Here is a 22195-nt window from a genome sequence, read left to right as displayed (position 1 = left end):
TCACCATAGGCAAGGAGGAACTGCGTTGGCTGAGACAGTTTTGGAAATTGAGAATCTGCGAACATCATTCAACATCAAGGGAAACTATTACGCAGCTGTGGACGGTGTTTCATTAACTGTTCATAAAAATGAAGTCGTGGCGATTGTCGGTGAATCCGGATGTGGTAAGAGTGCCTTGGCGCTCTCCATCATAGGTCTTCATAATGCGAAGACGACAAAACTGGAAGGTCAAGTGAACTTGAAAGGGCAGAATCTACTAAGCCTGCCGGTAGAAAAGTTGAACAAAATCCGCGGGAAAGACTTGGGCATGATCTTTCAAGATCCGATGACAGCTCTGAACCCGCTTGCAACAATCGGCCGTCAAATTGAAGAGCCGATGGACTACCATATGAAACTTTCCAAGTCCGCCAAGAAAAAGCGGGTCTTGGAATTACTGCAACAGGTCGGCATCAAAGATCCTGACAGAATCTACAAACAATACCCACACGAACTATCAGGCGGAATGAGACAACGTGTCGTGATTGCAATCGCACTTGCCTGTAATCCAGTAATGCTGATTGCGGACGAGCCGACAACAGCATTGGACGTGACGATTCAAGCCCAAATTATGGATCTGATGAAGGAGCTGCAACGGATCACGGATTCCGGAATCATCCTCATCACCCACGACTTAGGGGTAGTAGCTGAGATGGCAGATCGAGTAGCCGTTATGTATGCCGGAGAATTCGTTGAGATTGCAGACGTCAATACACTATTTGCAAATCCCTTGCATCCATATACACGCTCACTTTTGAGTTCGATTCCTTCCAACATGACAGATAAGGAAGAACTGCATGTCATTGAAGGAATTGTGCCATCGATTCAAAAATTGGATCGCGAAGGATGCCGCTTTGCTCCTCGAATTCCTTGGATTTCACAGGAAGCACATGAAGACAATCCATCGATCCATGAAGTGGAACCAGGTCACTTTGTACGCTGTACGTGTTACAAAGACTTCCACTTCCCTGAAGAACGAGTGGAGGATGAAAACTATGTCACTACTTAATGTAAAAGACTTGCAAGTACACTTTCCAATCCGTGGAGGTTTCTTCCGACGGGTAGTCGACCAAGTACGTGCAGTGGATGGAGTCAGTTTTGAACTGCAGCCTGGTGAAACGTACGGTCTAGTGGGGGAGTCAGGTTGCGGAAAGACCACTACAGGCCGCGCAATTATCGGGCTCAACAAAGCAACTGGTGGGGAAGTCCTCTTTAATGGAGAAAACCTCGCCACTATGAATGGACACGATCGCAGGAAACATATCCGTGATATCCAAATGATTTTCCAGGATCCTTATTCTTCATTAAACGGAAGAAAGAACGTCTTGAATATTATTGCTGAACCTCTACGCAACTTTGAGCGGCTTTCGCCAAAAGAAGAGCTGACTCGCGTTCAGAATATGATAGAACGTGTAGGCTTAAGCCCAGAATCCATTTATAAGTACCCTCACCAGTTTTCTGGTGGTCAGCGGCAAAGGATCGGGATTGCCCGTGCGCTTATGCTCAATCCTAAATTGATCATTGCCGATGAACCTGTGTCCGCATTGGACGTATCCGTGCAGGCTCAGGTCTTGAACTTCATGCGTGAAATCCAGAAAGACTTCGGATTGACTTACTTATTCATATCCCACGATCTCGGGGTCATCAAACATATCTGTGACAGAATCGGTATTATGTACAAAGGCCGTTTTGTCGAAGAGGGTACTGCAGAAGATGTTTACACGAATCCTCAGCATCTCTATACAAAACGATTGATTGCCGCAATTCCTGAGATGGATCCAGCAAAACGATTCGAAAAAATGGAGTTGCGTCAGGAAATCAATGCCGCTTACCGGACAGAGTATGACAGTTATTTCGACAAAGACGGCAGAATGTTTGACTTGAAACCGCTTACCTCAACGCATTCAGTTGCTGTGAACCAAGGAGGGCTGTAAGAAATGGTTAAATTCATCATTCGGCGACTGCTCGTCATGATTCCGCAACTCTTTTTGCTAAGCCTCATTATATTCGTCTTGGCAAAACAAATGCCAGGTGATGCAGTAACGGGTGCGTTCATGGGAAACCCTAACGTAACACCGGAACAAGTAGAAAAGATCCGTGAACAATATGGTCTTAACGACCCGTGGTATGTACAGTACGGTGCTTGGGTAGGAAAAGCGGTCAAAGGGGATTTAGGGAGTTCTTATACCCATAAGCAACCTGTAACTTCACTGCTTGCAGGACGGGTAGCGAATACAGTTACACTGTCACTATTCATTTTGATTGTCTCCTATGCAATTGCCATACCGCTCGGCATCATAGCCGGCAGGTGGACGGACACCTGGGCGGATAAACTAATCGTCACGTATAACTACTTTTCATTTGCCACACCTTTGTTCGTTTTCGCTTTACTCATGCTGTTCTTATTCAGTTTTATACTCGGCTGGTTCCCTACCGGGGGAAGTGTGGATATCCGAATAGAAACAGGATCATGGGAATACTACGTCAGCAAAATAAAGCACTTAGTCCTTCCAGGAATGTCCGGAGCTCTGCTCGCAACTTTCGGAACAATCCAATATTTAAGGAACGATATTATCGATACGAAATTGAAAGACTTTGTTAAAACAGCACGCTCAAAAGGGGTGCCTGAAGGTAAAGTCTATACACGGCACATTTTACGTAACTCGTTGCTGCCGATCGCTGCATTCCTAGGATATGAAATTACAGGATTGATTGGCGGTTCGATTTTCTTGGAAACGATCTTTAGTTACCCAGGTCTCGGTCAGCTCTTCATTCAATCGATTACAGGACGCGATTTCACCGTTGTAACAGCCATTGTCATGATTTCAGGGACAGCTGTTATTGTCGGAACGATGCTCTCGGATATTATTTTGAGTGCGATTGATCCGCGTATCCGAATTGAATAGAAAAGCAGATGAGGAGGGAATCGAGATATGGTTACAGTGAATCAAAAAGAATTGATCGCTAAAGAAAAAGCAAATAATCCGTCATTTGCCAAAACAGTTTGGCGGGAAATCAGACACGATAAAATGGCACTGATTTCGTTAGTATTGCTACTTGGTATGCTGATTACTGCATATGGATCACCGTTATTCATTGACCAGGAACAGCTCCAACGAGTGAATTTCCTTGAAACATGGGAAGCACCTTCAGAAACTCATCTGCTTGGAACAGACGATGGAGGGCGGGACGTATTTGGACAGTTGCTGATCGGAACGCGAAACTCATTCACGATTGGTCTAAGTGTAACGGTAATTGCCGGTCTGTTCGGTTTAACGATAGGCTTAATAGCCGGATTTTTCGGTGGCATGGTCGACAATGTAATTATGAGAATCATTGACTTCTTAATGGTCCTGCCAAGTTTGATGTTCATCATTGTATTTGTTGTGATTGTCCCGGAATATACAGTATTCACATTCGTGTTAATCATGAGTGCGTTTGCCTGGTTTGGAAAAGCCAGGCTGATCCGGTCGAAAGGTCTTGCAGAACGAGATCTCGATTACATTAATGCATCCAAAACACTTGGGACTCCGAGTTGGAAAATCATGTTCTTTGAAATGTTCCCGAACCTGAGCTCACTTGTCATTGTAAATATGACATTGACACTCGCGGGCAACATCGGTCTTGAGACCAGTTTGACATTCCTAGGTTTTGGACTTCCGGCAAGTACCCCCTCTCTCGGGACACTAATCGCATTTGCGACAAATCCGGATATCGTCCAAAACAAATGGTGGGTTTGGTTACCTGCAGCATTACTGATATTAGTAATGATGCTGTGTATAAATTACATCGGGCAAGCGGTGAAACGTGCGTCGGATGCGAGACAAAGATTGGCTTAAAAAAAAGGGGAGGTAAGACAATTGAAGAAAAGAAGTTTAATGTTGCTGGCAAGTCTGATGCTCGTCCTCAGTGTGTTCCTGGCTGCTTGTAATGGTGGCGATAGTGCAGATGGCGGAAAAGACGACGGGAAAGATAACGGGAAAGATACCAATACTGAAAAAGGTGGGGAAGATGCTAAAGCAGACCTTGATTTCCCTCTAGAAACTAGTAACGACAAAGAAGCAATCGAAGATGGGGAAATGACAATCGCAATGGTTGCAGATGAGCCATTCGAAGGAACATTAAACCGTAACTTCTATTCAGGTACGTATGACGCTGAAATCCTTGGATACTTCGATGAAGCACTACTTGATACGGATGGTGACTACTTGATAACTAACAACGGTGCTGCAACATATGAGCTTTCTGAAGATAACAAGAAAATAACATTGACTATCAAAGACGGCTTGAAATGGCATGACGGAGAGCCTGTTAAAACAAGTGACCTCCTTTACTCTTACGAAATTCTTGGTCACCCGGATTACGCGGGTAACCGTTACGATTTCATGATCGAAAACGTAGTAGGTATGCCTGAATACCACGAAGGCAAAACAAAAGAAATCTCTGGTATCAAAATTATTGACGATCAAAAGATGGAGTTCTCATTCACTGAAGCAACACCATCAATCCTTTCTGGATTCTGGTCTTATGCAACACCACGTCACCACGTTGGAGATCTTATGACTGGTGAAGTGACAATGAAAGATCTTGAGTCTTCAGACAAAATCCGTGTAAACCCAATCGGTTTCGGACCTTATAAGATTGAAAAAATTGTACCAGGCGAATCTGTACTTTATGCACGCAATGATGACTACTGGAGAGGCAAGCCGGCTCTTAAGTCAATCGTTCAAAAAGTGGTTAGTTCTGCAACAATCGTTGAATCAATGAAAAAAGGTGATATTGACCTAGCGAGTATTCCAGCTGATCAGTACGAAACGGTTAAAGATGTAGAAGGTATGGAACTTCTTGCAGATATTGACTATGCTTACACGTACATCGGTTTCAAACAAGGTAAGTGGGATGCAACGAAGAAAGAGAACGTAACAGATCCTAACGCGAAAATGGCTAGCAAAGAGCTTCGCCAAGCAATGTGGCATGCAATGGATAACAAGACAATCGGTGAAAAACTTTATCACGGTCTTCGTTTCCCAGCAACATCTTTGATTATTCCTGTATTTGAAAGCTTCCACGATGAGAGCATCGAAGGACGCGCTTATGACCCGGAAAAAGCAAAAGAGCTTCTTGAAGAAGCAGGATTCAAAGATACAGACGGTGATGGATTCCGTGAAGACCAAAATGGTGAAAAATTAGTCATTAACTTCGCTACAATGTCAGGTGGAGAAACAGCTGAGCCGATTGCAAAAGCTTACATGCAAAACTGGGCTGACGTTGGACTGAAAGTAGAGCTAGTTGATGGTCGTCTACACGACTTCAACGCATTCTATGACATGGTTGAAAATGATGATCCGAAAATCGATATTTACCAAGGGGCATGGGGAACTGGTTCTGATCCGGATCCATCTGGACTATATGGACGTACAGCATCATTCAACTACACTCGCTACACAAGCGAAAAGAATGATGAGTTGTTGAAGGCGGGTACTTCTGAAAAGGCATTTGACTTGGAATACCGTAAAGATATCTACAACCAGTGGCAGGAACTTATGTTTGAAGATGTTCCAGTCGCACCAACGGTTTACCGTTATGCACTTAAAGGTGTTAACAATCGTGTAGTTAACTACACAATGGATCCAGGTTCTGACTTGCGTCTGTACGAAATGGGTGTAAGTGAATAAGTAATCGAAAGAAATCCGTCTCCTGCAAAGGAGGCGGATTTTTGATGAGGTTCAACTGGCAATAATGGGTATACTTAATTGAAAGGAGTTGACGTGGACATGTCTGTTAAAAATTCTGATCGGTTTATCATTGCTTATAATCGTATTGAAAAATCATTATCAAAAAAAGTTGATGAAAGCGGTTTTCTTCCTTTTTATCGACTGATTGAAAAAGCAAAAATTAAAAACTCGGTTGTTCGGAATTACGAAGAAGACTTACGCGAGTTTGGGGACTTGCGAAACGCCATTATTCACCATCGAACAGGCGTTGATTATGTAATTGCTGAACCACATGATGATATCGTGGAACGCATTGAATTGATTGAACGGAAAGTGAGCAATCCTCTCAATGTGGGTGCTTTGTTCGGTTGTAAGGTACATACACTCCAAGCGTCAGATCCGCTTACAACCGCCCTCAAGCTAATGCGTGAGAATAAGTTTGGTCAGTTGCCTATTTACGAAAGCGGAAAATTCAAAGGACTCATTACAGCTGCAGGTATTACGTATTGGCTAGCAGGACAATCGACAGAAGACTCTATTTCCCGGGAAATACCGACACTGTCTGACGTCTACAACTATGAAAAACGTAAAGAATCGTTTGAATTTGTCAGAAGAGATCTTTCTGTGTACGAAGCGGAAGATTATTTCAAACGGGCGATTTCAAAAGGGACACGTCTTGAGGCGCTGCTCATCACTGAGAATGCCGGGCATGACGAAGAGTTGATCGGGATTATAACTCCTTATGATTTATTGAAGATTGACTAACGTAATGAGGGATTTGCGTGTGTGGTGCAAATGTAGAGAACTGTTCATAAATCTCCGATTGCAAACATCAATACAGACTCTTAGGAAGGATATTGTTCATACACCAAAAAAGAGACCTCCATGCACCTGAATAAGCGGGCGAATGGAGGCATCTTTATATCATCCTGTATGGACACGGTCGTATGAATACTTGAAAGACTCTTTCTTAGGCCGAATCAGTAAGAAAAATAGTGTCAGCGGGCCAATTCTTCCTAAAAACATGACTGCACAAAGAATCCATTCGCCAATGGGACTCAAATTCCCAGTGATGCCTACGGACAGTCCTACCGTCCCGAATGCAGACATCGTCTCCAGTAACAAAGGAAGGAATGGGAGCGTTTCTGTTATCGTCAACAAGAAGAACGCCGTAAATACGAGCATGGAACTAACTGCTGCGATTGCAAGCGAGCGGAAAATGATTTCTGATTTAATTGTTCGTTTAAACAGATGAGGTTCTGTCATCCCTCTAAAATACGCTAGAGTTGCAACTACAATGACGATGAATGTTGTCAGTTTAATGCCTGACGCTGTAGAAGCGCTGCCTCCTCCGATAAACATCAGCAACAGCGTCAACAGGAGAGAACTGTTTTCCATATCCCCCATGGCGACCATATTGAACCCAGCCGTTCTTGGAGTCACCGCTTGGAAATAGGAGGTCAGTACTTTGTCTCCTATGGACATACTCCCGATGGTCTTCATATTATGATATTCCAATACAAACAATAAAAATGTAGCAATTAAGTTAACCGTGAGCGTCCCGGCCAGCATGATTTTAGTATGAAGAGACCATTGTTTAGGTGATTGTTTTGCTATGACCTCCATGACGACCGTAAAACCCAGTCCTCCAATGATAAAGAGTGAAGATAAAATGAGCGTTACTGGAAAGTCTCCGGCAAAACCCATTAAGTTATCAGGGAATAAAGAGAATCCTGCGTTGTTAAAAGCCGAAATGACATGGAAGAGACTATAGTAGAGACCTTGTTTCAAACCGAACTCGGGCACCCAAAAAAATGATAATATAATAAATGCCAATCCTTCTGTCACGAAAACAAAGATCAGAATGCTTCTCAAAAATCTAACTGTTCCCCCCAACGATTGCTGACTGAATGATTCTTGAAGAAATATCCTGTTTTTCATGCCTACTTTTCGTCCGAGAATCATTAGAATTGCTACAGCGAAAGCCATTAACCCAACCCCGCCTATTTGAATAAGAGTGAGAAGTACAATTTCACCGAAGAGCGTAAGAGTAGAACCAATGTCAAAAACACTCAATCCAGTCACAGTTGTCGCGGATGTTGCAGTAAACAATGCATTTGTCCACGTAATTGGAATCGTCGTTGCGAAGGGGAGTTTGAGTAACAAGGTACCGATGAATATCGTTATTAAAAAACTGCCCGCAATGAGAATCGGCGGAGTCACCCGTCTTTTTTTGCGTATGAAAGAAACGTACATCATCGGACCTCCTTTTGGAACAAGATAGGGTATGTTTTGATTATTGATCGAAATGGTAGAATTGCAATAGGTAAATAGATGGAATAAATCGGAAAGTTTGTTTGGCGGGTAATACGAAGGTGAATTCAGAATGGAGAGCAGCCTCCAGTGACAGTGAGGAGGCATGGCGGTATTTTGTAGAGTTCTCTGATGTTGCAAGGAATGGTACGGGGGAATGGATCAATCAATTCTTGATAGTAATTCAACCAGTTCAAATTTAACTATCTATTGTGTTTTAGTTTCTTTAGGCAGCAAATAGGGCGCCTTTCTATAAAAGCTTTGTATTCAGTTGCTGAGAATTGAATCCGACCTACGGCAGTTAGTGACGTGCCAATCGTTTGGATAAGGGATAAATGCCGATACTCTGAAAAACGAGAGAAAGGAGAACGACTGCAAATCCAAGCGAAACGATGATATCAGCATTACCGTTCGCTTCTGCTTCCAAACTAAGCAACAGAAAGACCGACATCGTACCTCGAATGCCTGACCATGAGAGAAGGAAAGCGTCACTAAAGCTGATGCGCTGTTTTAATCCATCAAAAACTTGCATCGTTCCAGCGATGACCAAAAATCGAATGGAAATGGATACAATGAAGATCACGATGGCCAGTATCCAGTGATTGAAAACCAGATACTTTGCAGAGGTAATCCCGATCAATAAAAATAGTATGGAGAGCAATGCAGGTTCAACGACTTCCCAAAACCCGTTAAGTGCCATACGATACTTTTTTTCGTTATGTGTGCGTTCAAGTTCAGCAGACAGCATGATTCCGGCAGACACTGTCGCAAGAACACCGGAAAAGCCGAAGAATTCCGCGAGATGGAAAACTCCGTATGCTATAACGATGCTGAGAAGTACTTGGTTTTCTTTATGGGGTGCAAGGTGGAGGGCTTTACTGAAGAGCCAGCCGATGAGCAAACCAAGACCCGCACCGCCGATAGATACATACAGGAAATCACCTATGAAAGAGGAAATTTGAAACGATTGGTCACTTGTAAACATCCCCAGCAAAACCCCGAACAGTACCACACTCGTCCCATCGTTAATCATCGATTCGCCATCCACAATTTCAGCAATGGCGGGATCATCCGTGGATTGCTTTAATATGGAAACCACTGAAACGGGATCCGTAGGAGTTAAGATGGAAGCAAACAAGAGGGCACCTACAAAGGAAATGCCAATATACATGCCTCCAAACCAATAAACGAAAGCTCCTAGTGCTACCGCCGTCAAAATAAGACCAAGTGTACTTAGAACTCCAATCACGCCTTTATGAGCTGTCAGTGCTTTTGCAGAATATTGATAGGCTGAGATGAATAGGAGCCCCGGTAAAAAGACATCATAGATAATGTCTTTCGATACGGACATAGTAGCGAAATAAGGAATGAAAGACAAACCTATGCCGACGAGTACAAGAAACACCGGCAATGGGAAGTTCTTCTGCCAGCGGTCAATTGTAAGTGCAGTGTACCCGATCGCAAGTAATATTGTAATTTGTATAGCAATCAAAAGTCCTCACCCTTTCACATTCTTACTCCATTTGTACCACTAGTCGTAAGCTTTGAAACGGATGAGAAAAGTTCATAAGTGAAGGGAAACGATCTTCTGGTTTAGATATTGCAAGTAATCCCAACCATAAAAAAACCTAGGCAACACCCTCAATGGCGTTCACTAGGTAGCTTTTCCTGTTATTGCTGAAATTGTTGGAACATGCCGCTCAAGCATGTAACCGTCCGACTCATTACGGCACCACTGCCTAGTGCAGCGGCTATACTGCATGCTTCCAGCACTTCCTGTTCCGTACATCCAGCATCTACACAACCCTTTGTGTGGAAGGTCATACAGGTTTTATCGTCTGCATAGACACTGAGAGCCAGTGCAATCAGTTGCTTCTGTTTTCCATCGAGTGCTCCATCTGCAAAGCAACTCTCAGTAAAAGAGTGAAACCCACTGCCGATCTCTGGCAATTGTTCTGTAAACTGTCCCATTCCTTCTTTATACCCTTTTAATACGCTATCTGCTGAGTATTCCTCCATTATTAAAACTCCCTCCTGTTCAATTCATGAGTAGCATATGTATATGAACGATAATCATGCGGACGAATATTTTAAGATTTGTCTTGGAAGAGAATAAGTTCAGGGCGAAGTTCCTCTCCAATATCCAATGTGATGAACGAATAGAAAGGCAACTTCCTTTTGTCCGTAGGCGAACCAGGATTCATCAGAAGCATGCCTTTGAAATACTTAATAACTGGAATGTGGGAGTGGCCAAAGACGATGGCATCCACTTGCTCATTGGCAAACGCTTCGACCGCACGCTGCTCGGTCGTTTTCTTGTCGCCGTGACCGTGAACAATACCGATCCGCAGTCCGCCGATATCGATGACCTGTCTGGCAGGAACAAGAGCACGCATCTCTTCGCCATCCACGTTCCCATAGACCCCCCTCACTTCTGCTAAACTAGAGAGCGTTTCAAACACTTCAGGAGAGCGCCAATCACCGGTATGGATAATGAGGTCTGCATCGCTGCATGCTTGTGTTAACCGATTTGGCAGTTTACTTCCTCTTCCGGGTATATGCGTGTCACCTGTGATGATAACTTTCATTACAATCCATCCTTTCAGTTTCCTCTACTTCAAATGTTTCGGCCGATCCGCGTTATCACTTTTGTTTGCAACTTCTATGAAAAGACTATTATCTGAAGATGGATTATGCGGCGAACTCGTCAAACCGGAAGTGTCGGTGAGTAAGCTTCTTAAGGACTCGATTTCTAGACGCAGTACGTGCCAATCTTGCTTCGTGACGGGTTTTGCGCTTTCCATCAGCTCGCAACCCACTTGTCCATTCGGTTCCAGCGTTGCCCACTTAACGTCACTTACCCGTGAAATGCCTTGCTCACGGAGCTTCATTTCCATTTGGTCAACCGTAAAACGCAGCTTGTGCAACGTGTTCTCCTGAATGACACCGTCTTTGATAATCAGTTTCGCACGTCCCGTTATCGGATGTTCCATTTTGTCCATTTTTACTTGTGAATACTCCATCATAATAAGTGTTAAGACGAGGACAAGACCTACTGTGAACGTCGACCAGATGTCATGTCCAACAATCGGCTGGACAATCAGTGAGCCTAATCCAATAACGATGACGGTTTGTGGGAGTGTCATTTGAGAAATCGACTTGCGTCCAGCTAGCCGTAATAGGAACGTTCCCACAAGTGCTACAAGAATCGCTTTCCACAATAAATGCCAATCCATCACGTCACCTCGTTTTTAGCCAGTATGAGAATAACGCACCGAAATTATCCTCGCTTGTTCCATATCATGAGGTCACTATTGGCCGCAGAGTCTGTAATTCATCCTTCACCCATAACGTACCCTGAATGGTAAGGAAACAAGAGTATACTTGATATCGGTGAAACCTTTTGTCTTTAGTAACGTAATACATGGTATACAAATATAATTAAAATGCAAGATCGCTCTTCTCGTAAGAAGAGCGATCCGGTATTCAATCGAGTACTTTGTCCAGGAACTGAGACAGTTTTTCTTCATACTCGCCTGTGATATTATCATACGCTTTTGTATGTCCGGCATCCGGAACGATCCATAACTCGTTCTCACCGCTGGCTGCTTCGTGCAATTCAGTCGCCATTTCAGTAGGGACCAAGTCATCTGCATCCCCATGAATCAGAAGCAAAGGAACCTTATTCTTCCTTACTTGATCCACAGCGGATGCTTCTTGCAGCGTGTAGCCTGCACGAATCTTAGCAATGACGCTTGTAACGTCGAGTAATGGAAATGTTGGTAAACCGTAAATGGACTTCAGCTGATGCGCCAGTTCTTTTTTAACCGTACTATAAGAACTGTCTGCAATAATACCTTTCACTTGCTTGGGTAATTGCTCTCCGCTCGTCATTAGAACCGTAGCAGCGCCCATCGAATTCCCTTGCAAAATGATTTGTTCAGCGTCATGCTGTTGAATGAGGTATTTAATCCAGTCTTTGTAATCGAGGCGTTCGTGCCAGCCATAACCGATATAGTCGCCCTCACTATCTCCGTGCCCGCGCGCGTCAGGGAGCAGGATGTCAAATCCTCGATCATAGTAAAATTTAGCATACTTTCCCATGTCTTCTCCGGTATTGCGGAAACCGTGGGCAAGGATGACGGCTTGGTGTGTTTCATTTTTATTGTTTTTAATGAATTGTGCTTTGAGTTTCAAGTTATCATAAGATTGCATGGTAATGGTGTTTTTTGGCTGTTCTGCATACCAGATTTTAGCTTCTTTTAGTAGGGCTTGATCAGCATCACTGGCGATATCATTCACGGCTTCAGACTCACTATGCAGTTTCACTTCAGTGCCGCGCTTAATACCTTGGTTATAAAAGTAATTGCCAGCAAAACCAAGCGCAACAAGCAGTGCGACTATAAGTATACCGAGTGCAATTGCAATTTTTCTTTTCAAAAAATTCCACCCCCTGAAATTCAGTGTACCATTTTTTCTATTAAAGGGGAGTGACAAGTTCTAAGGAGGACGAATCATGAATTTAAAACCATTGCTCACAATCTGGAGCCAGCCGACTGAAACTTTGCGGTACTTGAAGAACGAGACAACTACCAGTTATGCTATCCTTATTTTTGCCATCGCTGCACTTGCCTCGGGAGGGTACCAAGCGGGAAGTTCAGGGTTATTTAGCGGCCTGCCTCTCGGCGCACTCATCCCGCTGTGCATTTTACTGACATTTGTCGGGGCACTCATTTCATGGGTGATTGGCGCAGCGATCTACCACTGGATTGGAAAAGGGATGTTTGGCGGAACCGGCACCTTCTCCGAAATGCTTCGCGTCGTCCCAGGCACGACACTGCCAACGATTTGGCTGGCGCCGGTCAACTATTTGGTCATCTTAGGATATGGGAAGTTAGCATTCGAAGCACCTCCTGCAGAAGCCTTAGCAATTACGAACTTACCAATGGGAGTGTATCTGATTTCCATGTTCCTTACATTTGCAGTCGGAATTTATAGCACAGTCATCTCATGCAAAGGGATTGGCCTAGTCCATGGATTCTCAGCATGGCGTGGTCTTGGTGTCGTTCTCGTTACAGTTGTCATCGCCATCATAGTATCTATCGTGATTTCGTTAATCATTGGAATCATTGTCATCTCAATCTTTTCTCTATAACCACAACAAAACCGGAATCCCATTAAAGGGACTCCGGTTTTGTTAGTTATTCAAAAGATTAACCTATTCAAATACAATTCGTTGATTGAAACGAAAGGTGGCGACTCCGGAAGCTGAAATCCAGCCCCTCGGAAAGCGACCACCTGAAGTGTAAATCAACACAGTAATCATTTATTAATAAACTTTATCCCCATTAAAGATGGAGTTCTTTACGATTGCATAATCCACTGTACGGATTGCATCCAACTTCTTACCGCCTGCATAAGAAATCGATGACTGCAAATCTTGTTCCATCTCCGTCAACGTATCTTGAAGCGGACCTTTGTACTCGACGTACATTTTCTTGCCCTCGACGTTTTTCTTCTCACCTTTTTGGAACTCTGAAGCTGAACCGAAGTATTCCTTGAACTGTTCACCATCACGTTCCACTGTTTGACCAGGTGACTCTTCGTGGCCGGCAAATAGGGAACCGATCATCACCATGCTTGCACCGAAACGCACAGATTTCGCGATATCACCGTGTGTACGGATTCCGCCATCTGCAATAATCGGTTTGGAAGCTGCTTTGGCGCACCAGCGAAGTGCTGCGAGCTGCCAGCCGCCTGTACCAAACCCGGTCTTAATTTTCGTGATACAAACTTTACCAGGTCCAATTCCGACTTTCGTTGCGTCGGCACCAGCGTTCTCGAGCTCACGAACGGCTTCTGGTGTTCCGACGTTACCGGCAATCACGAAACTCTCAGGTAAATGTTTCTTAATATGTTGAATCATGCGGATCACAGCATTTGAATGGCCGTGTGCAATGTCGATTGTAATGTAATCTGGAACCAATGAGTCTGCAGCGAGTTGTTCTACAAATCCATACTCATCTTCCTTCACGCCGACGCTGATCGAAGCAATCAAGCCGCGGCCTTGCATATCACGGATGAAAGCTGGGCGTGAGGCAGGGTCAAAACGGTGCATAATATAGAAGTAACCGCCTTCAGCGAGTTGAATGGCAATCTTTTCATCAATAATTGTTTGCATATTGGCAGGAACAACTGGTAAGCGGAACGTATGCTTTCCTAGTTTGACGGAAGTATCACATTCAGATCGGCTATCGACGATACATTTTGCGGGAATTAGTTGAATATCTTCATAATCGAATACTACATCCATTATTGAACACTCCTAAAAGCGAATAATTTGTTTGGGACGAGATGTAATTGTTCGTCCTTATGTAATGTACAAGATTCCTACGCTGTTGTCAAACGATTATTAAACTCTTTTCCGAGTTTCCAAAATTGTGATTGATAGGTGACTATGGCATGATAAAAGAAAATAGTGTTAATGAATTGAAAGCGTCATCAATTCAAGAAAGGAAGGGCACCTATGGCCTATCTATTAAAACGGAGTAAATTATTTATCTTCCTGATTTTCATCCTCATGCTTGTTGGTATTTATACATTTTTAACGCTGCCGAAGCGTGAAATTCCTGAGACCCCGGTCGATCTGGTCATGGTATCTTCCATTCTTCCCGGTGCAGAACCGGAGGAAGTGGAGAGAACCGTAACCAATCCACTTGAGCGGGCCGTGAAAAAAGTGGACGGAATCGATACGATGAATTCCGTATCTGCAAATTCGGCCTCGATCATTACATTATCGCTAAAGGATGGAATCGACTCCGAACAGACAATCAGCAAGCTGCAACAAGAAGTGCAGCGCTCTGCTAGCGAATTGCCAGAGAACGCACAATCACCTGAAGTGAAAAAGCTCGATTTGGCGTTCCCACTCGTTTCTTACATGTTTACTGGAGACGAAGAGGCACTTGCAGACTTGGAGACTTCGTTTGCCAAGCTTTCAGATGACATTCAGTCTATAGAAGGAGTTGCCGGTACAACTGTCAAAGGGTTTACAGAGAAGCAACTGATGATTACGCTCGACCCGGTAAAGCTGGCTGAAAATCGATTGCAGCCATATGACGTGCTCAGTGTGCTGCAGCAAGCGAACCAGCCTCTCTCACTCGGGACTCATGACGACGGCAAAGAACGTGTCGTCCTAACTGTGAAACAGGATGAGGGAATTGAAAAACTGAAGCAATTACAAATTGGTGATGCCGCTGTACCGTTGGCTAAAGTGGCTGATATAGGAGAAGTGGCAAACGAAGCGAAAGATATTGTCACTTTTGACGGACAATCCGCTATTTCTTATACGGTTTTCCTACAGCCAGGCCAAGATATCCCTTCTATGGATCAAACCATTGCTAAGAAGATGGATCGGTATATTGAAGACCTCCCTGAAGAAGTAACGGCTCACACATATGAATCACAAGCGGACAATGTGAACTCGATCTTCAATAGTTTATATATTTCACTGCTCATTGCAGTCATTGCGGTACTCGTGGTGACCACTGCGGGATTGACCCTGTTCGGTTCGTTTGCAGTTGCATTGACCGTTCTTGCTTCTGTCCTCGTGGGCCTCATTCCAATTCCGTACATGGGAGTCGATTTGAACCAGATTTCCGTTATCGGACTCATCATCGCAATCGGGATTCTCGTCGATGACAGTATCGTTGTGAATGACAACATTCAGCGACGCTATAAGCTAGGAGATTCACCGTTGGATGGTGCGGTTAATGGTGTCAAAGAAGTCTATACATCTATTATCTCTTCCAGTTTAGCAATTGTTGTAACATTTTCACCGTTACTTTTACTATCGGGTGGCAATGGTGCATTCATCAAAGCACTCCCGAGTATCTTAATCACAACAATTATTGCATCGACAGTATTGTCAGTTACCCTTGTTCCGATGCTCCAATTCATCAAGACGAAAAGACGCAATAAGAAAGTATCGGATACTCCAGGATTCTTAGGGAAACCGCTAGAGAAAATCGCGGTGTTCTACTCGGAAAAGGTTTTACGTACAGTGTTGAAACGCCCATTACTTGTCGGAATCGGTGGGCTTGTCATCGCGACAGGATTGCTATTCTTGGCATTCCTCACACCGTTTGAATTCTTCCCGGCTGCAGACAAAGAAGAAGTGACGATGAATGTCCGACTTCCAGCAGGGACGACAATTGACGAAACGAACAATGAGATCCAAAAGATGATTGACGAAGTTGCGTCGGAAGATCGTAATGTAAAAGAGACTGCAATTTTTACAGGCAGCGGATTGCCTAATCTGTTTGCTGCTTCTATGGATAATACGGGTGAAAATACCGGGCAAGCGGTGTTCCGTATTAAAAAAGACAATATGAGCGCTTCTGAATTCATCGGCAAGTGGGAACCTGAATTACGGAAACGCTACGCTGATGCAGAAATCTTCCTGGATACAATTGTTCAAGGCCCGCCTGTTGGAGCGCCTGTCACTGTAACAATCAAGGGCGAAGAGATCGACAAGCTTGCTCAGCTACGAGATGAGTTGAAAGCTAGTTTGCTTGAACAGGGTGCGGACATCGTGACGGATAACTTAGGGGAACCTGTTCCAGCTATCCAATACGTGCCGAATCGTCAGGCACTTGAGGATAACGGTATTTCGTTGAACTTAGTAACGAATCAACTGCAGTTACTGACACAAGGTGTGCCGTTATTCAAGTTGTATGAAGGAGACATTTCAAAGCAAGTCGTGTTAAAGGAAAAAGGTGTGAACGAAGGGGAACCGGTAGACCTGTCAGAAAGTGTCCTCCCTTCCATGACAACTCAAGGTCCACCGAAACTCGTCCCGTTGGATGAATTACTTACTTCAGAAGAAACATCTTTACTTACACAGGTCCCACATGAAAAAGGGGAACGTGCTATTACGTTAAAGGCGTATGGCGATGCTGATGGATTCAAAGACAACATGTTAGCTGCTGTCGACACAGAAAAGAAAGACCTGCCTGAAGGCTATACGATTTCAACGGGCGGGGAGAATTCCGATCAGCAGGCATTCTTTGCGGAGATCGGTATTCTATTCTTAGTAGTGTTGTTACTTGTATACTTGGTCATTGCGTTCCAATTCAAATCGTTCAGTCTGCCTTTCCTCGTATTGTTCGCGGTATATCTTGGTATTTCCGGAGCGATTCTTGGATTGTTCATCACACAGACACCGTTAAGTTTCCTCGGTGTGATGGGGATTGTTTCACTGACAGGTATTGTAGTGCGAAACGCTGTCGTGTTAATCGACTTTGTGGAAGCACGACGTCTGCAAGGGAATATGAATGTAATAGAAGCCATTGTCGAGTCAGGCTACGCGCGTATCAAACCGATCATTTTAACCTCGCTGACATCGATCGTTGCGCTGATCCCAGTTGCAGTTTCGGGTGATCCACTGTTTGAAGCGTTAGCCATTACGATCATCGCGGGTCTTACATTCTCAAGCTTGTTTACATTGGTAATGATTCCGTCGTTGTATTTGGTTTACTACAAACTCATCGGGCATCGTGCCGAACGTGTTTAATAGCATAAAAAGAAATCCACAGAAAATTTCTCTGTGGATTTCTTTTGATTAAAGGATTATTTAGTTTTGCTTAACGCGACGGCAATCTTCGCACCGACGACTGCGTTATGTTTCACGAGGGCAATGTTAGCTACTAGGCTCTTGCCATCTGTGAGATCTTTCACTTTTCCGAGCATGAATGGGGTCACGTCTTTCCCTTTAATACCCTTTTCTTTTGCCTCCGCAAGGGCTTGCTCGATGATTCCGTTAATCATTTCCGGATCGAGTTCGTCTGCCACAGGAATCGGATTTGCAATAACAGCTCCTCCTGTAAGTCCGAGGTGCCATTTTACTGCAAGTGTTTCAGCAACGACTTCTGGATTGTCTGCGCGGAAGTTAACAGGGAATCCGCTTTTACGTGTATAGAATGCAGGCAGTTCATCCGTTTCATATCCGATGACCGGCACGCCTTTTGTTTCTAAGTATTCCATAGTGAGGCCGATATCGAGAATGGATTTAGCACCTGCACAAACGACAGCGACATCGGTTTTTGCAAGTTCTTCTAAATCTGCGGAGATGTCCATCGTCGTTTCAGCACCACGGTGTACGCCGCCAATTCCACCTGTTACAAACATGCGGATTTCAGCGAGGTCTGCACAGATCATAGTCGCTGCCACCGTTGTTGCTCCAAGTTGCTTTGTTGCAAGTAAGTACCCGATATCACGGCGAGAAACTTTAGCAACGTTATCGCTTTTTCCGAACATTTCAAGCTCATCGTATGACAATCCGATCTTAATCTGCCCGTCGATTAAAGCGATGGTTGCAGGGACAGCACCGTTATCACGAATGATTTGTTCTACTGCACGAGCAGTTTCCACGTTTTGTGGATAGGGCATTCCATGAGAGATGATGGTCGATTCGAGTGCCACGATTGGCTGACCAGCTGCTTTAGCGTTTAAAACTTCTTCTGAGAAGACGATATATGATTTCATTTGAATTCCTCCAGTTCTTTTTCTAATTCATTGGCTGTCAGTTCAGGTCTGACTGTATAAGTGGAAGCTAGTGTTTTTGCTGCGTTCACAAGTCCATAGGAAATTGCGTCATTGAGCGTACGTCCCATTACAGCAGCATGAAGGACTCCCGACACGAATGCATCGCCAGCTCCAGTCACATCTTCTACAGAAACGTCAGGAATCGCTGCGTGATGATGGAGCGTCCTCGTTGAACGGTCGCCCGCCATGATTCCTTTTTTGCCACGAGTGATGATGGCGTGTTCAGTCCCGGAGTCAAGGAGTGCGGTGACAGCTGCTTTCCAGTCCTCATCGCTTTGTATCGTGACACCAGTCAGTGTCTCCGCTTCGTCTTCGTTGCAGATGAACCATGTCAGCCCTTCAAGACTATCTGGTAAATGCGCCATTTTAGGTCCGGAGACAGGGACGATCGCAAGTGGAACTTGGTGACGGAGCGCTGCAACACGAATCGCTTCTGCCGTTTCTTTTGCTACATTGAGATCTATGACGATCATCTTGGCACGAGCCAAGTGCCGTTCGAGTGAAGCGATGTAGTCCGAATCGAGTGACTCGTAGACATCCATGACTGCCATTGCAATCACAAGTTCCCCGTGACTGTCTAGTACAGCAGAGTACGAGCCGGTCGAGGCATCGGGTAATAACCGTACGGACGTCAGATCCATAAAGGGAGCTGAATGCGCTGCAATCAAGTCCCAGTCTGCGTCTTTTCCTGCTGTAGTGATCAAACGGACAGGATGATCCAGACGCCCTAGGTTTTCAGCAATGTTGCGAGCGACTCCGCCAATCGTCACGGACAATTCAGCAGGATTCGAAGTACCGGGCGCAACTGGACCAGTGACGTGAAATTTCCTATCGACGTTCGCACCCCCGATGCAAATGATTTCATCTTCCGGTGCTAACACATAGGCTCTTCCTGCGATATAACCACGTTTCGTAAGCGAGGAAATCAGGTTGGCGACGGCGGGGCGGGAGAGACCAAGGCCATCTGCCAGTTCTTGTTGGGAACAGTATGGATTCTGACGGATTAACGACATCAGCTGCTGTTCTTTTTCGTTCATTGTAAACACCTCCTGTTCGGATTGCGTGTATTAAACTTATGTTTACATTATAAACATAAGTTTGTATTGCTGCAAGTTAAACAATTAACCTGTAGGAGATGACTCTTTTCGACAAAAAGCGTACACTCAAAAGCAGACAGGTGTATGCTGTCAGGATGCCAGCAGGTATTTAAAAAGGAGGGTTTTTAATGGCAAACCAACATACTGGAACAGAATTGCAATGGAATACCCCGGAGACATTACGAGCATTACTATGCGAGCTCGTCAATTGGGAAAGTCGGACAACTACAGAAGGGGAAAAAGCTTTTCCACATAGACTCGCTGAAAGACTGAAAAGTGTCCCTTATTTTGAAGCACATCCCGAACAGTTGGAGTTGCACGATGCAGGTCTAGGCCGTAATTCAGTTACTGCGCTGTATAAAAATGATGAAGCGCAAGATACAATTGTACTCATCAGCCACTTTGACACAGTATGGACAGAAGAATATGGTGCACTAGAGCCGTTTGCGTTCCATCCTGAAGAGCTAACCGTAAAATTACATGAGTATAAAGAGGAACTACCTGATGAAGCATTGGCTGATTTGGAATCAGGGGAGTATCTGTTTGGCCGCGGAACGATGGATATGAAGATGGGACTAGCATTACATATGTCTTTGATCGAAAAGGCGTCAGCGGAACAATGGCCTGTGAACTTAGTGTTACTCGCTGTTCCGGATGAAGAGGTGAGCTCTGCTGGTATGCGTACCGCAGTCAAGTCACTCGTTCGGATGAAACAGGAACACGATCTGACATATACATTGTTTTTAAATGGGGAACCGGTTTTCTCCCAGGAGCCGGGAGATCCAAAAGAATATCTTTATACAGGATCCATCGGTAAAATTATGCCCGCTGCATTGTTTTACGGAAAAGAAACGCATGTTGGAGAACCATTGAAAGGAATTACATCGACATTCATGGCTTCTTTCTTAACACAGCGGATGGAATGGAATCATATCTTCAAGGAAACCAGTCATGGTGAAACGACGCCACTGCCGGTAACGTTGCAGCAAAAAGATTTAAAAGCGCATTATTCCGTGCAAACCCCATACCGCTCCACTGCACTTTATAATGTCTTTACAATGAAGAGGACGGCAGCGGAAGTGATGGAGCTATTTGAAGGTATCGCAAAAGACTCAGTCGAAGCATGTGAAGTCGCATACACCGATATTTGTGAGCGCGAAGACGTTTCTAAAGTCGGGGAGATCAAGCTGCTTAAGTTTGAAGAATTGATGGATTACGCTAACAACAAGTTAGGTGAATCGGAAGTGAAACGGATCATTACGGAAGTATCTGGAGATTGGGAACTCGACGATCGGGACAAATCATTTAAAATCGTCGATGTACTCATGATAGAATGCCAAGAACTTGCACCAGCAACCGTTCTATTATTCGCTCCGCCGTATTACCCGGCCGTGAATACCTCGGAGGATGCGCTCGTCCAGGAGCTTGTCACACTGATGCAAGACAAAGCGACCTCACTCGGAACAGAAGTGTCGCAAATTCACTACTTCAATGGAATAAGCGATTTGAGCTATGTCCATTATGAAGATGAAGGCACAGGCTGGAAATCGTTTGAGCGGAATACACCTGTATGGGGTGCGACTTATTGGATGCCATTTGAAGAAATGAAAGCACTTGATGCACCTGTTTTGAATGTCGGACCGTTCGGTAAGGATGCCCACCAACGTACAGAGAGGCTGCACATCGAGAGTGCTTTTGTCCGGCTTCCTCAAATGTTGGAGACACTTACCAAACACTTTTGCGGGAAGTAACAGAGGGTATTAGGATAGTGTGACGTTTTTCAGTGAACAATACACATGAATAGGTAGAAGGAGAGTGAAAGAAATGGCGAATTTCTTTAAAAAGATGGCACAGTCGTTAAAAGGGGACAATCCAGCTGAGGAGCAGCAGACACCTACAGCACAGACACCCGCAGTGAAGGGAATTAGGGAAGAAGATTTCATCATGCCTGTCGATGGAGATGTTCTTCCGCTGTCTGAAGTGCCTGATCCCGTCTTTGCGCAGGAAATGATGGGGCCTGGATTTGCAATTGACCCGACGGGGGATACCATTTGCTCACCTGTCGACGGTAAAGTTGTGAGCGTGTTCCCGACGAAACATGCGATTGGGCTGCAATCGTCAACAGGCGTGGAGATTCTGATTCATGTAGGACTCGATACAGTGAAATTGAATGGTGAAGGTTTCGAGCTATTGGTTGAGAATGAGCAGACAATCCGTCGGGGAGATGCGCTGCTCAAGATCGATGTGGACTATATTAAAGCACATGCACCTTCAGCAGTGACGCCTGTTATTTTCACGAATACTGAAAAAGAGAAGATCCATTTACTAAAACAAGGTAAACAAACTAAAGGCACGAGCGGAATCATCCGTGTAGATGCATGAGCTGATAATTCAATAGAAACCTTATGAGAAAAGTGAGTGTAGATCCTTTTA

19 protein-coding genes are annotated in these 22195 nt (G+C 44.5%); 10 read left to right on the top strand and 9 right to left on the bottom strand.

The annotated features are described in order from the left end of the window. Positions 1-25 precede the first annotated feature (25 nt). The 6 genes from H9659_RS04780 to H9659_RS04755 all read left to right on the top strand — a co-directional run bounded on the left by H9659_RS04780 (position 26) and on the right by H9659_RS04755 (position 6515). Positions 26-1045, top strand: a complete 1020-nt coding sequence (locus tag H9659_RS04780; protein WP_191688782.1) for an ABC transporter ATP-binding protein — start codon at positions 26-28, stop codon at positions 1043-1045. Then, positions 1032-1970: an ABC transporter ATP-binding protein gene (locus H9659_RS04775; protein WP_191688781.1), complete on the top strand. Its 939-nt coding sequence runs from the start codon at positions 1032-1034 to the stop codon at positions 1968-1970. The genes H9659_RS04780 and H9659_RS04775 overlap by 14 nt, the downstream gene beginning before the upstream one ends. A 3-nt stretch (positions 1971-1973) precedes the next feature. Next, positions 1974-2942: an oligopeptide ABC transporter permease gene (gene opp4B, locus H9659_RS04770; RefSeq protein WP_191688780.1), complete on the top strand. Its 969-nt coding sequence runs from the start codon at positions 1974-1976 to the stop codon at positions 2940-2942. Between the two features lie 27 nt (positions 2943-2969). After that, the gene (locus H9659_RS04765; RefSeq protein ID WP_191688779.1) at positions 2970-3875 is read left to right on the top strand and encodes an ABC transporter permease; all 906 of its coding nucleotides are present in this window, start codon (positions 2970-2972) and stop codon (positions 3873-3875) included. 21 nt (positions 3876-3896) lie between these two features. Next, entirely contained in the window at positions 3897-5711 is a 1815-nt protein-coding gene (gene opp4A, locus H9659_RS04760; RefSeq protein ID WP_191688778.1) for an oligopeptide ABC transporter substrate-binding protein, read from the top strand. A 99-nt stretch (positions 5712-5810) separates the two neighbouring features. Continuing rightward, positions 5811-6515, top strand: coding sequence for a CBS domain-containing protein (locus tag H9659_RS04755; protein WP_191688777.1), 705 nt, complete (start codon positions 5811-5813; stop codon positions 6513-6515). A gap of 159 nt (positions 6516-6674) precedes the next feature. On the opposite strand, the gene H9659_RS04750 is transcribed toward H9659_RS04755, so the two are convergent. From H9659_RS04750 to H9659_RS04725, 6 genes are all read right to left on the bottom strand, one after another. Continuing rightward, positions 6675-8009, bottom strand: coding sequence for a TrkH family potassium uptake protein (locus tag H9659_RS04750; protein WP_225217646.1), 1335 nt, complete (start codon positions 8007-8009; stop codon positions 6675-6677). A 355-nt stretch (positions 8010-8364) separates the two neighbouring features. Then, complete coding sequence (locus H9659_RS04745; protein WP_191688776.1) at positions 8365-9555, bottom strand: cation:proton antiporter; 1191 nt, start codon at positions 9553-9555, stop codon at positions 8365-8367. Between the two features lie 179 nt (positions 9556-9734). Beyond that, positions 9735-10082, bottom strand: coding sequence for a carboxymuconolactone decarboxylase family protein (locus H9659_RS04740; protein WP_191688775.1), 348 nt, complete (start codon positions 10080-10082; stop codon positions 9735-9737). A gap of 71 nt (positions 10083-10153) precedes the next feature. After that, positions 10154-10651 (bottom strand): metallophosphoesterase family protein, encoded by a 498-nt coding sequence (locus tag H9659_RS04735; protein ID WP_191688774.1) that lies wholly within the window; start codon positions 10649-10651, stop codon positions 10154-10156. A gap of 24 nt (positions 10652-10675) precedes the next feature. Then, positions 10676-11299 carry a DUF421 domain-containing protein gene (locus tag H9659_RS04730; protein ID WP_191688773.1) on the bottom strand — a complete coding sequence of 208 codons (624 nt, stop codon included), beginning with the start codon at positions 11297-11299 and terminating at the stop codon, positions 10676-10678. 250 nt (positions 11300-11549) lie between these two features. Further along, positions 11550-12503, bottom strand: coding sequence for an alpha/beta hydrolase (locus tag H9659_RS04725; RefSeq protein ID WP_191688772.1), 954 nt, complete (start codon positions 12501-12503; stop codon positions 11550-11552). Between the two features lie 76 nt (positions 12504-12579). Here H9659_RS04725 and H9659_RS04720 point away from each other — a divergent pair, with 76 nt between their 5' ends. Next, positions 12580-13218 carry a YIP1 family protein gene (locus H9659_RS04720; protein ID WP_191688771.1) on the top strand — a complete coding sequence of 213 codons (639 nt, stop codon included), beginning with the start codon at positions 12580-12582 and terminating at the stop codon, positions 13216-13218. Between the two features lie 174 nt (positions 13219-13392). On the opposite strand, the gene guaC is transcribed toward H9659_RS04720, so the two are convergent. Further along, complete coding sequence (guaC, locus tag H9659_RS04715; protein WP_191688770.1) at positions 13393-14376, bottom strand: GMP reductase; 984 nt, start codon at positions 14374-14376, stop codon at positions 13393-13395. A gap of 213 nt (positions 14377-14589) precedes the next feature. Between guaC and H9659_RS04710 the strand changes: the two genes are divergently transcribed. Then, positions 14590-17634: an efflux RND transporter permease subunit gene (locus H9659_RS04710; RefSeq protein WP_191688769.1), complete on the top strand. Its 3045-nt coding sequence runs from the start codon at positions 14590-14592 to the stop codon at positions 17632-17634. 56 nt (positions 17635-17690) lie between these two features. Here H9659_RS04710 and H9659_RS04705 read toward each other — a convergent pair whose 3' ends face one another. Both H9659_RS04705 and H9659_RS04700 read right to left on the bottom strand, forming a co-directional pair. Next, positions 17691-18605 (bottom strand): pseudouridine-5'-phosphate glycosidase, encoded by a 915-nt coding sequence (locus tag H9659_RS04705; protein WP_191688768.1) that lies wholly within the window; start codon positions 18603-18605, stop codon positions 17691-17693. Next, on the bottom strand, positions 18602-19702 hold the full coding sequence (locus H9659_RS04700; RefSeq protein WP_191688767.1) for a carbohydrate kinase: 1101 nt from the start codon (positions 19700-19702) through the stop codon (positions 18602-18604). The genes H9659_RS04705 and H9659_RS04700 overlap by 4 nt, the downstream gene beginning before the upstream one ends. 188 nt (positions 19703-19890) lie before the next feature. On the opposite strand from H9659_RS04700, the gene H9659_RS04695 reads away from it, so the two are divergent. Both H9659_RS04695 and H9659_RS04690 read left to right on the top strand, forming a co-directional pair. Continuing rightward, entirely contained in the window at positions 19891-21513 is a 1623-nt protein-coding gene (locus H9659_RS04695; protein WP_191688766.1) for a M20/M25/M40 family metallo-hydrolase, read from the top strand. A 73-nt stretch (positions 21514-21586) separates the two neighbouring features. Then, positions 21587-22144: a PTS sugar transporter subunit IIA gene (locus H9659_RS04690; RefSeq protein ID WP_191688765.1), complete on the top strand. Its 558-nt coding sequence runs from the start codon at positions 21587-21589 to the stop codon at positions 22142-22144. Positions 22145-22195 lie beyond the last annotated feature (51 nt).

It is taken from the genome of Sporosarcina gallistercoris (assembly GCF_014836415.1).
Taxonomy (GTDB): Bacteria; Bacillota; Bacilli; order Bacillales_A; family Planococcaceae; genus Sporosarcina; species Sporosarcina gallistercoris.
This window is presented reverse-complemented; position numbering and strand designations above follow the sequence as displayed.